General features: G+C 64.1%; 13 protein-coding genes. 10 read left to right on the top strand and 3 right to left on the bottom strand.

The features are described from left to right. Window positions 1-13 precede the first annotated feature (13 nt). Window positions 14-718, bottom strand: a complete 705-nt coding sequence (locus FYJ91_RS00465; protein ID WP_149520328.1) for an SIMPL domain-containing protein — start codon at window positions 716-718, stop codon at window positions 14-16. Between the two features lie 254 nt (window positions 719-972). Here FYJ91_RS00465 and FYJ91_RS00460 point away from each other — a divergent pair, with 254 nt between their 5' ends. The 3 genes from FYJ91_RS00460 (at window position 973) to FYJ91_RS00450 (ending at window position 6563) form a co-directional block, all read left to right on the top strand. Further along, a complete protein-coding gene (locus FYJ91_RS00460; RefSeq protein ID WP_149520327.1) occupies window positions 973-2145 on the top strand; it encodes an efflux RND transporter periplasmic adaptor subunit in 1173 nt (390 codons plus the stop codon). 10 nt (window positions 2146-2155) lie between these two features. Beyond that, window positions 2156-5224 (top strand): efflux RND transporter permease subunit, encoded by a 3069-nt coding sequence (locus FYJ91_RS00455; protein ID WP_149520326.1) that lies wholly within the window; start codon window positions 2156-2158, stop codon window positions 5222-5224. Between the two features lie 67 nt (window positions 5225-5291). Further along, entirely contained in the window at window positions 5292-6563 is a 1272-nt protein-coding gene (locus tag FYJ91_RS00450; protein ID WP_149520325.1) for a DUF445 domain-containing protein, read from the top strand. Between the two features lie 144 nt (window positions 6564-6707). Here FYJ91_RS00450 and FYJ91_RS00445 read toward each other — a convergent pair whose 3' ends face one another. Next, a complete protein-coding gene (locus tag FYJ91_RS00445; RefSeq protein WP_149520324.1) occupies window positions 6708-8087 on the bottom strand; it encodes an MFS transporter in 1380 nt (459 codons plus the stop codon). A 175-nt stretch (window positions 8088-8262) separates the two neighbouring features. On the opposite strand from FYJ91_RS00445, the gene pgsA reads away from it, so the two are divergent. From pgsA to FYJ91_RS00420, 5 genes are read left to right on the top strand one after another with little or no spacing between them, the layout of a single operon-like run. Further along, entirely contained in the window at window positions 8263-8814 is a 552-nt protein-coding gene (gene pgsA / locus FYJ91_RS00440) for a CDP-diacylglycerol--glycerol-3-phosphate 3-phosphatidyltransferase (RefSeq protein ID WP_149520323.1), read from the top strand. Window positions 8815-8819: 5 nt separating this feature from the next. Continuing rightward, on the top strand, window positions 8820-9083 hold the full coding sequence (locus FYJ91_RS00435; RefSeq protein ID WP_149520322.1) for a MoaD/ThiS family protein: 264 nt from the start codon (window positions 8820-8822) through the stop codon (window positions 9081-9083). Further along, entirely contained in the window at window positions 9080-9529 is a 450-nt protein-coding gene (locus FYJ91_RS00430) for a molybdenum cofactor biosynthesis protein MoaE (protein WP_149520321.1), read from the top strand. The genes FYJ91_RS00435 and FYJ91_RS00430 overlap by 4 nt, the downstream gene beginning before the upstream one ends. Further along, window positions 9526-10068, top strand: a complete 543-nt coding sequence (locus FYJ91_RS00425) for a sigma-70 family RNA polymerase sigma factor (RefSeq protein ID WP_149520320.1) — start codon at window positions 9526-9528, stop codon at window positions 10066-10068. The genes FYJ91_RS00430 and FYJ91_RS00425 overlap by 4 nt, the downstream gene beginning before the upstream one ends. Further along, on the top strand, window positions 10061-10780 hold the full coding sequence (locus tag FYJ91_RS00420) for an anti-sigma factor (protein WP_149520319.1): 720 nt from the start codon (window positions 10061-10063) through the stop codon (window positions 10778-10780). The genes FYJ91_RS00425 and FYJ91_RS00420 overlap by 8 nt, the downstream gene beginning before the upstream one ends. Window positions 10781-11013: 233 nt before the next feature. Here FYJ91_RS00420 and FYJ91_RS00415 read toward each other — a convergent pair whose 3' ends face one another. Next, complete coding sequence (locus FYJ91_RS00415) at window positions 11014-11925, bottom strand: LysR substrate-binding domain-containing protein (protein ID WP_149520318.1); 912 nt, start codon at window positions 11923-11925, stop codon at window positions 11014-11016. Window positions 11926-12047: 122 nt separating this feature from the next. On the opposite strand from FYJ91_RS00415, the gene FYJ91_RS00410 reads away from it, so the two are divergent. Both FYJ91_RS00410 and ahpD read left to right on the top strand, forming a co-directional pair. Further along, window positions 12048-12593, top strand: a complete 546-nt coding sequence (locus tag FYJ91_RS00410) for a peroxiredoxin (protein ID WP_149520317.1) — start codon at window positions 12048-12050, stop codon at window positions 12591-12593. Window positions 12594-12703: 110 nt separating this feature from the next. Continuing rightward, window positions 12704-13225 (top strand): alkylhydroperoxidase, AhpD family, encoded by a 522-nt coding sequence (gene ahpD, locus FYJ91_RS00405; RefSeq protein ID WP_149520316.1) that lies wholly within the window; start codon window positions 12704-12706, stop codon window positions 13223-13225. Window positions 13226-13371: the final 146 nt, after the last annotated feature.

Genomic DNA, 13371 nt, shown 5'->3' with positions numbered 1-13371 from the left:
ATTGCAGTCCGGCCTATTGCAGTTCGAAGGTCACCGAAATGCTGATCGACAGGCTCTGTTGCCCGGGCTCGATAGAGGTATCCGCAGCCTTTTCCGCGCGCATCGCCATCATCGGCATGGGACGCGGGGTCGGCTCGAAGCTGCCTTCGCTTATCGACACGATCCGCTTTACGCCCAGGCCCGCCGCCTTGGCATAGAGTTCCGCGCGCGCCTTCGCTTGCGCGATCGCCTTCACCCGTGCCTGATCGATCAGCGCCTCCGGATGGTCGACCGACAGGTTCGGCCCGTTGATCTGGTTGGCGCCCGCCGCGACCAGCGCATCGAGGATCGTCCCCGCGCGCTTCACATCGCGGAAACGGATCGTCAGCTGGTTCGATGCCTGATAGCCGGTGATGACCGGCGGCTGGTTATCCGCATATTTATACTGCGGCTGCAGGCCGATCGAGCTCGTCTGAATATCGCGATCGGCGACCCCGGCCTTCTTGAGCGCCGCGACGGTCGCCGCCATGCGCTGCGCATTCTCCGCCATCGCCGCCGCTGCCGTCGGCGCCTGTGTCACGACGCCGGCACCGATCGACGCAAGATCGGGCGTCGCGCTGACCTCTCCGGTCGCCACGATGTCGAGGCGCGTGCCCTGGATGGCGGGTGCGACAGGCTCCTGTGCGCTGGCCATCGCGGGCATCGCCGCCGCCGCCATAAGGATCGTCAATCGGTTCATATTCACTCCTGTTCTCCTGTCCGTACCGGTTGTTTCGCGCATTGCCGCGACAACACGGCACCTGTATGACGCAGTGTATCGGTGGGACTGCATGAAAGCTGAACGCCGACCTTGCCCAAATCGGTCCCGGATTGCGCCATCGTTGCCCAATCGTTCCGATCCCGGCTTGAGCCAGGTGCCATATTAAGCTAATACAGTCTCCATCGAGGGCGGAAGGCCGCTTCGTGGGGTTCGTAAGTAGAAAGAAGATGGGGATGAACGTCGAGACCGGCATCCGACAGGATGCGCCCGAATATGGCGCCTATGCATGGGATGAGGAGCGCGCGAAGCGCCGTCGCCTGATCCTGATCGGCGTGGTGGCCGTCGCATTGATCGCGGCGCTGCTGGTGGCGAAGATGGTCTTTGGCGGCAAGAAGCCGGCCGCAGCGCCCGACAGCGCGCCCGTCGTCACCGTCATCGTTCCGGGCAAGACCGAGGTTTCGGCCACGATCGCGGCCAATGGCACGCTCGCGGCGAAGCGCGAGATGCCGGTTGGCGTCGCGGGCGAAGGTGGTCAGGTTAAAGCCGTTCTGGTCGAACCGGGTGACTGGGTGCAGGCCGGTCAGGTGCTCGCCACGATCGAACGCTCGGTCCAGTCGCAGCAGGCGAGTTCGCTCGCCGCCTCGGTTCAGGTCGCGCGCGCCGACGCCAGCATCGCTCAGCTCGAATATGATCGCGCCAAGGCGCTCGTATCGCGCGGGTTCATCTCCAAGGCTGACCTCGATCGCCGTGGCGCCACCCGCGATGCGGCGAACGCACGCGTCTCGGTCGCACAGGCCCAGTTGGGCCAGCAGCGCGCGACCATTGGCCGCCTCGACATCCGCTCTCCCGCCGCCGGCCTCGTGCTGACCCGCGCGGTCGAGCCGGGCCAGGTCGTCGGGCCGGGCAATGGTGCCCTCTTCCGCGTCGCCAAGGGTGGCGAGATGGAAATCCGCGCCGCACTGGCCGAACAGGATCTCGCCCGCCTCAAAGTCGGTTCGATCGCCACGGTGACGCCGGTCGGCTCGGCGCAGAAGTTCTCAGGCTCGGTGTGGCAGCTTTCGCCGATCATCGATGCGACCACCCGTCAGGGCGTCGCCCGCATCCAGCTTGCCTACAATCCAGCGCTTCGTCCGGGTGGCTTCGCTGCTGCCGAGATCGTCGCGGGTAAGGGGCTGGCGCCCCTGCTCCCCGAAAGCGCGGTGCTCAGCGAGCCAAAGGGCGGCAATTACGTTTACGTGATCGAGGGCGGAAAGGTCGTGAAGCGCACCGTCAAGGTCGGCGACGTTTCCGACACGGGCGTCTCCGTTCTGTCGGGTCTTAACGGCAATGAGCAGGTCGTCTATTCGGCAGGTGCCTTCCTCAACCCCGGCGACAAAGTGAAGCCGCTCGTCAAGACCGACAAGTAAGGCACCGGCAATGAGCTTCCGGAACATATCCGCCTGGGCGATCCGAAACCCGATCGCCCCTATCGTCATGTTCGTGGCGCTGACCCTCGCGGGCATCATCAGCTTCATGCGGATGGACGTGAATCAGCAGCCGGACATCAGCTTCCCGGCCGTCGCGGTCGAGATATCGCAGCCTGGCGCCGCGCCGACCGAACTCGAAATGCAGGTCACGCAGCGGGTCGAGGCCGCCGTGCGAAGCATCAGCGGTGTCGACGAACTGTCCTCCTATATCAGCGAGGGCAATTCACGCACCGTGATCCAGTTCAATATCGGCGTGCCGGTGGATCGCGCCACCAACGACGTTCGTGATGCGGTTTCCAATATCCGCTCGCAGTTGCCCGAAGGTATTCTCGAGCCGCAGATTTCGCGCCTGGAGATGGATGGCGGACCGATCGCCTATTTCTCGGTCGAAGCGGTCGACATGACGCTGGAGGAGCTCAGCTGGTTCGTCGACAACACTGTCGTCAAGACGCTGCTCAACGTCACCGGAATGGCGCAGGTACGGCGCGGCGGCGGCGTGAGCCGCGAGATCCGCGTGATCCTCGATCCCGCCAAGATGCAGTCGTTCGGCATCACTGCGAGCCAAGTCAACGCGCAGCTCCGCCAGGTCAACGTCAATGCGGCCGGCGGGCGGGCGGAGATTGCCGGTTCGGAACAGGCCGTGCGCGTGGTCGGCAATGCCGAAAGCGCTTATTCGCTTGGCGAAAAACTGATCACCTTGCCCTCGGGGCAGACGGTCCGCCTTGCCGATATCGCCGACGTTCGCGATCGCTACGCCGAACAGCGCAACGTATCGAAGATGAACGGCCGGCAGGTGCTGAGCTTCGCGATGGTCAAGGCGAAGGGGTCTTCGGACGTCACCGTCTATGACAATGCGATGAAGAAGCTCGACCAACTCAGGAAGCAATATCCGAAGGTCAAGTTCACCCAACTCTACACCAGCGTCGACTATACCAAGCAGCAGTTCCACTCGGCGATCGAGGCGATGATCGAGGGTGCGGTTCTGGCCGTCATCGTCGTGTTCATCTTCCTGCGCGACTGGCGCGCCACGGTGATCTCGGCGCTGGCTATCCCGCTGTCGGCGATCCCGGCCTTCTGGTTCATGGACCTGCTCGATTTCACGCTGAACAATGCCAGTCTTCTGGCGCTCAGCCTCGTCGCTGGCGTTCTCGTCGATGACGCGATCGTGGAGATCGAGAATATCGTCCGACATATGCGAATGGGCAAATCGGCCTACCAGGCGTCAATCGACGCTGCGGACGAAATCGGTCTCGCGGTGCTCGCGACCACCATGTCGATCGTCGCGGTGTTCTTGCCAGTGGGCGTGATGCCGGGCGTGTCGGGCCAGATCTTCAAGAGTTTCGGCCTTACCGTCGTCATCTCGGTGCTGCTGAGCCTCGCAGTCGCGCGTCTCATCACGCCGATGGTCGCGGCCTATTTCCTCAAGGCCGAGGGTGCCAAGCCGCATGGCGATGCCAAGTGGATCGATGGATATATCCGCATCCTTCACTGGTCGCTCGCCAATCGCTGGAAGACGATGGGCATTGCGGGGCTCGCGCTCGTTGCAACCGTCGGTGCTTTCGCGACCCTGCCCGTGACCTTGCAACCGCCGCTCAATCTCGACTCGAGCCAGGTCAAGATTTCCATGACCCCCGGCACCACGCTCGAACAGACCGAGGCAGTGGCGGAAAAGGCGTCGGCGATCCTGCGCAAGGAGCCCGAAGTCGTCGCCGCATTCGCCGACGTGAACGTGGGCAACGGCGACATCTTCCTGACGCTCAACCCCGACAGGAAGCGGACGAGCACCGAGTTCGAACGCGCGCTGGCCCCTGCCCTTCGCGCCATCCCTGACGCGCGAGTGACGTTCCAGTCGCAGTCGGGCGGCCTCGGCCGCGACATCACCTTCATGCTCGCCGGCGACGATCCCGAGAAACTCTACAAGCACTCGCTCAAGATCGTCGGCGAGATGAACAAGCTGAAGGATCTGCGCGCGCCGCGGCTCGAAGGCGATACGCCGCGTCCGGAGATCAACATCCATCCGCGCTTCGATCTCGCAGCCGACATGGGTGTCACGACGGCAGCGCTCAGCCAGACGATCCGCATCGCGACGCTGGGCGATATCGATCAGAACGTCGCGAAATTCTCGCTGTCCGATCGTCAGATCCCGATCCGGGTCTCGCTGAACGAGGATTCGCGCAAGAGCCTCGCCACGATCCAGAACCTGCCCGTTCCCACGGCACGTGGTGGATCGGTGCCGCTCAAGGTCGTCGCCGACGTCACCTTCGGCGCGGGACCGTCCGAACTGCGTCGTCAAAACCAGAATCGTCGCATCGTGATCACCGCCGACCTCGCCCCCGGCGTGGTCGAGGCGCAGTCGAAAATCGATCAGCTGCCATCGGTCAAGAACCTGCCCAACGGGATAAACCGGGTTTCGTTCGGCGATCAGAAGATCATGGCGGAGCTTGCGATCAACTTCGTGATCGCGGTGATCTCGGGCGTGTTGCTGGTGTTCGCGGTCCTCGTGCTGCTCTACAAGCGTGTCGTGCCGCCGATGGTGAACATGAGCGCGCTGCTGCTGGCGCCGCTGGGTGGCGCTATCGCGCTGCACCTGACCGGCAATGCGCTGTCGATGCCCGTCTTCATCGGTCTGCTGATGCTGTTCGGCATCGTTGCCAAGAACTCGATTCTGCTCGTCGACTTCGCGTTGGAGGAGATGGACAAGGGCGTGCCGCGCGACGAAGCAATCCTTGATGCGGGCCACAAGCGCGCGCAGCCGATCGTCATGACCACCGTCGCGATGGTGGCGGGCATGTTGCCGGTCGCCATGTCGATAACTGGCGACGGCAGCTGGCGCGCGCCGATGGGCGTCGTCGTGATCGGTGGCCTGATCCTGTCGACGTTGCTCACGCTCATCATCGTTCCTGCGGGGTTCAGCCTGGCGGTCGGTATCGAGCGACGCGTCGGTGGCTGGCTTAGCCGCAAGCTGATTGTGGGCGGCAAGGACGGCCCCGTTCCGACGCCCCATCATCCCGCGGAGTAAAGGATAACGATCGCGCCAAATTCGACCATCTGGTTGAACTATCGGCGCGATCGGCCATTCTCGAACCATGAACCTGCTCAAGACGACCGGCCTCGACCGCTTCAACCCCGCACAGGGGGGCGTGCGCGGCATGCGGATCGTCGCGACCGGGCTTCTGATCCTGATGGCGGCCATCTACATCGCCGCGCGCGGGCAGGAATTGGACGGCCATCATGCGGCGTGGGGCTATCTCCGTTCCTTTGCCGAAGCGGCGATGGTGGGCGGCCTTGCCGACTGGTTCGCGGTGACGGCGTTGTTCCGCCATCCGCTCGGCCTTCCCATCCCCCACACCGCGATCATCCCGCGCAACAAGGATCGGATCGGATCGAGCCTCGCCAACTTTCTGCGCGTCAACTTCCTGACCGCGTCGGTCGTCGCGCGGCGGATGATGAAGGTCGATGCCGCAGGCGCGATCGGCCGCCTGCTCGCCAACCCGCCCAAGAGCGGACGCATGCGCGAAGGCGTCGGTCGGCTTTTCGCGACGATCCTTGAGTCGCTCGGCGACGATCGGCTTGGCGCAATGGTGAAGTCGGGTCTGGCGAACCGGCTGCGCGAGTTCGATGTCAGCCCCCTTCTCGGTCAGACGCTCTCCGCCGCGATCGTCGAAAACCGCCATGCCGAGATGCTCGACGGGCTGATCCAGTGGGGCAGCCGCGTCCTGCTACACAACGAAACCCTGATCCACGATATGGTGCAGACCCGCACCGGCAAGTTCATGCGCTGGACCGGCCTCGACGAAAAGCTGTCGGGCGCGATCGTCGAAGGGCTGCACAAGCTGCTGGACGACATGGCCACCGATCCGAACCACCCGCTCCGTCTAAAAGCGCAGGAAGGGCTGGAGGCTTTGGCTTCAAAGCTGCAAAACGACCCCGAGACGCGCGCTAAGGTCGACGCACTCAAGGCCGACATCATCGACAGCCCGGCGGTCGCCGCATGGATGGATCGGCTGTGGCAGGGCGCTCGCACCCGCATGATCGCCGCTGCGCGCAATCCGGACGTCGTCGCCGGCGGCCAGATTGGTGAGGCTCTGCGCCAGCTTGGCGGCACGCTCCAGACCGATGTCGCGCTGCGCCGCACGATCAACCGCTTCACGCGCCGCGCGGTGGTGGGCCTGGTCGCCGATTATGGCGACAGCATCGTCACGCTGGTATCCGATACGATCCGCAGCTGGGATGCGCGCACGGTTACGACGCAGCTCGAAAATGCGGTGGGTCGCGATCTTCAGTATATCCGCGTCAACGGAACGATCGTCGGCGGCCTCGTCGGCGTTGGGCTTCACGGCTTGTCGGCGCTGCTCTGACGATATTGGGACAGGTGCCCCCCGCGCGCCGTTGTGATGGCCGTCCCCGCCTGTTAGCTCAGGACCATGTGGCGTAAATTGACAGCACAGGTCTCGCCCGAGGATGGGCGCCGCTTCCTGATCGCTTATTCGGTCTTCCTGGCCTTATTCCTGCTTATTCTCGGCTGACGGTGCCTCGTGGTGCTGCGACAGGATAGGCAGCATGTCGCCCGTCGGATCATGCGCGAACGGCGTGTCATGCTCGGGCAGTTCGGCCTCGCCGCACGCCTTGTGGAGCCGCCAGCCCGTCCAAGCTGAAACCAGGCACATAGCCGGCACCAGCAGCAGCGCGTTGAGTACCGAAACGCCCGAAGCCGTCGTCGCGATCACCAGAGCAGCGCCGCCCACCATCGCGCCCGAATTGACGATATTGTTGGCGGCGACGGTGCGTGCGGTCTTGTCCTCGCCGACAGTGGTCGTGAGGAAGGCATAGAGCGGGACCACGAACATGCCGCCGGTCACCGCGACGCCCAGCAGCGCAGTCGCAACCAGCCACGAACTCGGATGGTTGATGAACTCGATAAGGTTGTAGAGCTTGCCGTCGGTACGGCCTTCCCAGCCTTCGGCCACAAAATACATGAACAGCACGAAACCGGCCATCGCGATCACCGATGCCGGCGCGTAACGCGCCGAGACGTGCGAGCCGAGCAGCTTGTTGATCACGACCGAGCCGATCGCGACGCCGACCGAAAAGATCGCGAGGAACAGGCTCGCCACCTTCTCGTCGGCGGTGAAGACGTTCTTCACGAGCGGCGGGAACTCGATGATCAGGATCGAACCGATCGCCCAGAAGAAGCTGATCGCGATAATGGCGAGGAACAGCCGGCGGACGTGCATCGTATCCGACACCAGCTTGATCGAAGCGCGCACGACATGGAAATCGAGCGGATCGCCCTTCCCCACCGGCGGCGCCGGCGGCACTTGCCGTCCCGCCAACCAGCCCAGTACCGCGACGATCAGGACCGCCGCGGCCGCCGTCTTCGCGCTGATGAAGCCAGCCAGGATCGTGCCGGCCAGGATCGCGATATAGGTACCGGCCTCGACCAGCCCGGTACCCGCAAGAACCTCGTCCTTCTCAAGATGCTGGGGCAGCAGCGCATATTTGATCGGGCCGAAGAAAGTGGAATGCACGCCCATCGCAAACAGGGCCGCGAGCATCACGGGGATCATCTTGAGGATCAGGCCGGTCGCGCCCACCACCATGATGCCGATCTCGGCCGCCTTGATGATGCGGATGATCTTCGCCTTGTCCCGGCTGTCCGCGAGTTGGCCCGACAGCGCCGAGAGCAGGAAGAAGGGCAGGATCACGAGCGCGGTCGCCAGCGCCGAAAACTTCGCCTCGACCGCCGGATCCGAATAGACTTCGAAGGTGACGAACAAGACCATCGATGTCTTGAACAGATTGTCGTTAAACGCGCCCAGGAACTGGGTGACGAAAAGCGGCAGAAACCGGCGCTGGCCGAGGAGCCGAAAGGACGGGGTCATGCGGAGCGTGAGGCCTTCTATCGTTATCGCCGGCTCGAACGGATGCGGCATAGCCTAGCGCGTGTGACGGACCAAGCGCGATATGCGTGACGCCACGATGACATGTGGATGGGACGGAAAATCGTTCCGTGACCGCTTCCTCCTGTGGGGGAAACTGCGCTAGACGAGGCAACAGATGCTGACCTTGCCGAACATTCTGACGCTCTCGCGTATCCTGGCGGTGCCAATCCTCGTCTTCCTGCTGTGGCCGGGGGCGAGCAAGCTCGAATATGCGCTCGCCTTCGGGCTCTATGCGCTGATGGCGATCACCGATTACTTCGACGGCTATCTGGCCCGCGCACAAGGTACGGTGTCGAAGCTCGGCGTGTTCCTCGATCCGATCGCCGACAAGATCATGGTGGCGGCCGTCATCGTCATGCTGGTCTTCACCCGCGACGTCACGGGGTACCACACCATCGCAGCGCTGATCATTCTGCTGCGTGAGATCACCGTATCGGGCCTGCGCGAGTTTCTGGCAGGGTTGCAGATTTCGATGCCGGTCAGCCAGCTCGCCAAGTGGAAGACGACGTTCCAGTTGGTGTCGCTCGGTTCGATCATTCTTGCCGGTGCGCTGCCGGAATGGCCGTGGGTGCGCGATGTGGGGCTGTTCAGCCTGTGGGCCGCCGCGGGTCTGACGCTGTTGACCGGGTGGGACTATATGCGCGTCGGCGTACGGCACATGGACTGATACGGGTGGCGATCGATCTTCTCTACTTCGCCGGTATTCGCGAAGCGATCGGGCTGAGCGGCGAGCGGGTCGATCCGCCGGCATCGGTCGCCCGCATCGTCGATCTCGTTGATTGGCTCGTCGAACGCGGCAATGGCTATGTCGCGGCCTTCGCCGATCGCACCCGGCTTCGTGCGGCCATCGACGACCGCTTCGTCGACCTGACGGCCAGCCTCGCAGGCGCGCGTGAAATCGCCCTTTTTCCGCCTGTGACCGGAGGCGCCGCGTGAGTGCGCTCCGGGTGCTGGTGCAGCGTGAGGATATCGATGTCGGTGCGGAACTCGCGCGGCTCGAAGCGCTGGGCGGCGGCGGGCTCGCAAGCTTTACCGGGATCGTGCGCGGCGAAGGGGGCATGGCGATGCTCGAACTCGAACATCATCCGGGCATGACCGGAAAGGTGATGCGTGATATCGCCGAACAGGCGGCCGAGCGCTGGACGCTCGCCGGGGTGACCGTAATCCACCGTTATGGCGAATTGCGCGCGGGCGAGCGCATCGTCCTCACCGCAGCGGCGGCACGGCATCGCCATGCTGCGCTCGAAGCCTGCGCCTTCCTGATCGACTGGCTCAAGACCGAAGCGCCCTTCTGGAAGAAGGAGCATTTTGCCGACGGTCGCAGCGCCTGGGTCGAATCTCGCAGCAGCGATACCGCTGCGACCGACAGGTGGCGGCCATGAGCGCGGGTACGGGCAGCGCCGAACTCGGCGTCCTTCTGCTCGCGACGGCGGAAGGCGATCGCGCTGCCTTTGCCGAGCTGTACCGCCGGACTTCGGCGAAACTATTCGGGATCGTGCTCCGTATCTTGCCCGAAAGGTCGGTAGCTGAAGACGCGATGCAGGATGTTTACGTAAAAATCTGGCGCAACGCCGCGGGTTATGACGCTCTGCGCGGCAGCCCGATCGCGTGGCTGGCCACCATCGCACGCAATGTCGCGATCGACGTCCGCCGTCGCGAGCGGCCGGGCACGAAGCTGTCGACCGACGAGTTTGATTTCGATCTGGTCGCCGACGAAGGCGGTCCATCGGCCGAGGCACTCGCCGCGCTGCGCATCTGCCTCGATCGGCTCGATGAGGATCAGCGCCAGCTGGTGCTGGCCGCCTATCTGCGCGGCGACAGTCGCGACGAACTGGCCGAACGGCTGGGCCATCCCAGCGGCACCATCAAGTCGTGGCTTCACCGCGCGCTCGCCAAGCTGAAGGTCTGCCTCGGTGGCTGACAATCCCGATCTGATCGCTGGTGAATTTGTCCTCGGCACGCTCGAAACCTATGAGCGGCAGGCTGTGGCGCTTGGCATTCTCACCGACCCCGCAATTGCGCGCGCGGTCGCCGATTGGCAGTCGCGCCTGGCGCCCGCGCTGCTGACCGCGCCCTCGGTCGACCCCTCCCCCGATCTATGGCGGCGGATCGAGCGCGCCACGGCGGGCGCTGCGATTGCAAACGATAATCACCGGGTCGCCAAGTCCGAACGTCGCTGGCAATTCGCGACGGCAGCCGCAGCTGTCATGGCGCTTCTCGCCTCCGGCCTTGCGCTGCGTGGACCGATGCTCACGCCGCCGCCGCCCATCACGTCCCCCGCTCCGCTCACGCCGGGAATCCAGTCGATCGCCGCGCTCAGCGAGAGCGGTGGCAGCCCCGCGCTTCTCGTCACTTTCGATCAGGCGACGGGCCAGATGCGCGTGATGCCGGTCAACCTCACCGCGCGTCCGGGTCACAGCCTCGAACTGTGGGCGATCATGGGCAAGGATGCGCCGAAATCGCTCGGCGTGATGCCATCGTCCGGCTCGGCGACAATGCCGGCGAAAATGCTCGGCGGCCGCAATGACGCGACGATCGCGGTCTCGCTCGAACCCGTCGGCGGATCGCCGACCGGACTGCCCACCGGCCCGGTCCTCTATTCGGGCAGCATGGTGACGATGCCCGTCAGCTGAAGGTGGGGCCTTCCCTATCGACGACATACCGAAAAGCCGGCGTCCTGGGCGACGGGCCGTACCGCTCATCGCACTGGGAACTAGCACGCAACGCAACTCGCACAATCGCCCCGGACGGCTACGCCACTGTTCCGGGGGCGGGGGGCAGGAGTCGTTACGCCGCTACCTATGATCTGGTTGCAGTGGATGCAGCGGAACCAGAAAATTTTTTCCCGGAAATCCGCCAAGAATGACTATGCGGTGTTCTGCCCTGCTTCGCGCAGGGCATCGGCCAACAGCCGAAACTCCTTCTCCCGCGGACTGCCCTTGCGCCAGGCGAGCGCGATCCGGCGCGAGGGATTGTCGGCCGAGAGCGGACGCGCGAGCACATGCGTATTGTCGAGGATGCCCGCGTCGAGCGCCATTGCCGGCAGCAGGGTGACGCCCAGGCCATTGTCGACCATCTGCACCAGCGTGTGGAGCGAGGTGCCCAGCATCGCAGCCTCGGCACGCAGTTCGGGCCGGTTGCACGCCGCGAGCGCATGATCCTTCAGGCAATGCCCGTCCTCGAGCAGCAGCAGCCGGCTTTCGTCGATCGCATCGGCGCTCAGCACCGGCGAATGATCGATCTTCTCATCCTCGGAAAAGGCGATGAACAGGCGGTCGAGAAACAGGTCGACGCTCTCCACGTCGCCGCAATGATAGGGCAATGCGAGCAGCACGCAGTCGACATGACCACGATGCAGCGAGTCGCACGCGGCACCCGTCGTCTCCTCCCGCAGATAAAGCTTCAGGTCGGGCCACTCGCTGCGCAGCTTGGGGAGGATGCGCGGCAGCAGAAACGGCGCGATCGTGGGGATCACGCCCATGCGCAGATCACCCGACAGCGGCTTGCCCGCAGCCCGCGCGAGATCGCTGAGTTCCTCCGCCTCGCGCAGCACGCGCTGGGCCTTCTCGGCGATCCGCAGCCCCAGCGGCGTGAAGCGGACCACGCGGCGCGTCCGTTCGACCAGCGTGATGCCGATCAGCGACTCAAGCTCGCGCAACCCCGCCGACAGCGTCGATTGCGTCACGAAGCATGCCTCCGCCGCCTTGCCGAAATGACCATGGTCCTTGAGCGCCACGAGATATTGAAGCTGTTTCAGCGTCGGGAGATAGGTCGCCATTCATCGCCTCTGTCGATCAATGGGGGCGAAATAATCAATTTGTCGTGCGAATGCCACCCTGCCATGACACCGTCACTAATGTCCGTCACGCCGCACCGGCAAATCACATAAGGAGCTTCGACATGGCGCTTACCGTTGGCGATGAATTCCCCTCGTTCGTCCTCCCTGTTCAGCAGGGCGTCGCCGCGCTCCCGGCCGGCGAAACGATCGACACCGGCGAAACCGGCGGCAAGTGGAAGGTCGTGTTCTTCTGGCCGAAGGACTTCACCTTCATCTGCCCGACCGAGATCATCGGTTATGGCGAACTGAAGAACGACCTGGCGGATCGTGACGCGGTGCTGATCGGCGCGTCGACCGACACCGATTTCGTTCACTTTGCGTGGCGCAAGTCGGATGAGCGTCTGGCGAACTGCGACTTCCCGTGGATCGCGGACAACCAGAAGAAGCTCGCCGGTGCGCTCGGCATCGTCGACAAGGATGCGGGCGTTGCCTATCGCGCGACCTACATCGTCGATCCGCACAACATCATCCAGCACGTCACCGTGAACGGTCTCAACCAGGGCCGTAACCCGGCCGAGGCGATCCGCGTTCTCGACGCGCTGCAGACCGACGAACTGTGCCCTTGCAACTGGAACAAGGGCGACGAGGTTCTCAAGCCCGCCGCCTGAGCCCTTACAGGCGGTTAGCCCGCCGTCCCCCTCAGGGGATGCGGGCGCAAGAGGGGCGCGGAGGGCAATGACCTCCGCGCCCTTTTTATTTCTCAGACAAGGAACGAACGATGTCGCTCAAGACCTTCGCCGACGCGCTTCCCGATTATGCCAAGGATATCCGGCTGAACGTCGGTTCGCTCATCAGCGATCAGACGCTGGGCGACCAGCGTAAGTACGGCCTTCTGCTCGCCTGTGCGCATGGCAGCGGGTACAAGCCGATCGTCGACGCGGTCGAGGCCGAGGCCGAGGGCAAGCTCTCCCCCGAAGCCGCCAACGCCGCGCGCGCGTCGGCCGCCGTCATGGCGATGAACAATGTCTATTACCGCTTCGTCCATCTCGCCTCGAACAAGGAATATGGGCAGATGCCGGCGAAGCTGCGCATGAACGTGATAGGCACGCCTGGAATAGACAAGGCCGATTTCGAGCTGTTCAGCCTTGCTGTTTCGGCGATGAATGGCTGCGGCATGTGCATCGACGCGCATGAAAAGGTGTTGCGCCAGCACAATGTCGCCGCGGACGTGATCCAGACCGCCGCCCGTGTCGGCGCGATCATCAAGGCAGCCGCCACCGTCCACGCGACGGCGGTTTAAGAGCGCTTTCCCGGCTGTCCTCGTCATTGCGAGAAGCCGCAGGCGACGAAGCAATCCAGGCCCGTGTGTGTGTGCAGGCCACGAATCTCATCTGGTTCGGGCCTGGATTGCTTCGCTACGCTCGCAATGACGAGCTTTGTTGCGGA

It is taken from the genome of Sphingomonas montanisoli, from assembly GCF_008274695.1.
GTDB classification, from domain to species: Bacteria; Pseudomonadota; Alphaproteobacteria; order Sphingomonadales; family Sphingomonadaceae; genus Rhizorhabdus; species Rhizorhabdus montanisoli.
This window is presented reverse-complemented; position numbering and strand designations above follow the sequence as displayed.